The 934-nt window shown below is 70.2% G+C and carries 1 protein-coding gene; it reads right to left on the bottom strand.

The genetic code is table 11. The features are described from left to right. Positions 1–555: 555 nt before the first annotated feature. Positions 556–717 (bottom strand): hypothetical protein, encoded by a 162-nt coding sequence (locus tag ACRYR8_RS21185; RefSeq protein WP_432486242.1) that lies wholly within the window; start codon positions 715–717, stop codon positions 556–558. Between the last annotated feature and the right edge of the window lie 217 nt (positions 718–934).

Below are 934 nucleotides of genomic sequence, written 5' to 3'. Positions count from 1 at the left end.
CGGTAGTGACCGGCCGGGCGTTTGATCAGCAGCCAACCCATCGACGCTTCACTCGGCACGATCCCCGTCTTACCTCACAGGCGAGCCGTTCGCGTCGGCTTGCTCCCGCTCATCCCGCCGGCCGCGCGGGTTGACGACCCGATGGCCTCGACCGCTGCGCGGCCTTGCGTGGCACAGTCGTGGCGATGTCTTCCACCACCACCCGCCGCGGTCGGTGCTTCTTGTCCCCAGCGGCCCTCATCGCCGTCTCCACGGCCCTGGCGATGACGGCGTGCACGGACCGTCCGAGTCCAGCACCGCCGACCGGCACCACCCCGACGTCAACACCAGCGACACCGGCCACGCCAGCGACGCCCACGGCCGGATCCACTGCTGTGCCCGCGGCTGAGGCCGAGGCACGGCTGGAGACGTACCTGCACACCCAGCAGCAGCAGTTCACCGCCCCCCCGGGGGGGCGGTCGCGGCCTCGGGCTTGCGCAGCGGCAGCACCGGCCTGGACGGCTGGCAGAGCACGACGCTGCGCGACCAGGACGCCCAGCCCCGGCCCGCGGGAGCTCACCAGCTGAGCGTGTACTGCACCGGCACGGGCTCGTTGACCATCACCTTGGCCATCGGCGAGACCAGTGGGAGCACGCAGCTGCCGCAGTGCTCGCCGGAGACTGCGACCACGACCCTGAGCGTGAGCACCACGACGCAGGCGTCGCCGACGACCGTCACGATCGCTCCTGCGCCCGGCACCGTGGCGGCGATCGTTTACGCCCTGACCTGATCACCAGCGCAGGTCACACCCACCTGAGGCCGACTTCGCGGTCATCCCGCCCTCCGGGCGCGATCATGAACGGACGCCGGCGCCCTCTTCTGTCGATGTTCGGCTGACGGAGTGCGACTGCTCGCGCGTCGATCTTAATTCAGGCTTAGCTGACGTCAGCTTCTG

This window comes from Kineococcus esterisolvens (assembly GCF_050871405.1).
In the GTDB taxonomy this organism is placed as follows: Bacteria; Actinomycetota; Actinomycetes; order Actinomycetales; family Kineococcaceae; genus Kineococcus.
The sequence above is the reverse complement of the archived record's forward strand: the minus strand, read 5'-3'. Positions and strand labels throughout refer to the sequence as shown.